1 protein-coding gene is annotated in these 378 nt (G+C 77.0%); it reads right to left on the reverse strand.

The genetic code is table 11. The annotated features are described in order from the left end of the window. On the reverse strand, nt 1–378 hold a 378-nt coding region (locus D588_RS25530), incomplete at both ends, for a FecR domain-containing protein (RefSeq protein WP_017917184.1).

Below are 378 nucleotides of genomic sequence, written 5' to 3' on the forward strand. Positions count from 1 at the left end.
TGGCGCCTGCGGCGCGCCCGCCGATTCCAGCCGCACCGTGCCTTCGGTGACCACCACGCGCAGCGCATCGGCCTCGCGGCGCACCGCGAAGCGCGTGCCCACCGCCACCACCCGGCGCGCGCCGCTGTCGACCACGAAGGGCCGGCCCGGGTCCTTGCTCACCGCGAAGAACGCCTCGCCGCGCTGCAGGTCGATGCGCCGCTGCGCGCGCGACAGCGCCACCGCGATGCGGCTGTCGCTGCTCAGCGTGGCCTGCGAGCCGTCGGCCAGGGCCACCGGGCGCAGCTGGCCGGTGACGCTGGCATAGGCGGTCGGCACCGGTTCGACGGCATGCCGCCAGACCAGGGACAGCACCGCGGCACCGAGCAGCGCGGCCGC

Origin of the sequence: Xanthomonas sp. SHU 308 (assembly GCF_000364645.1) — a bacterium.
Taxonomy (GTDB): domain Bacteria; phylum Pseudomonadota; class Gammaproteobacteria; order Xanthomonadales; family Xanthomonadaceae; genus Xanthomonas_A; species Xanthomonas_A sontii.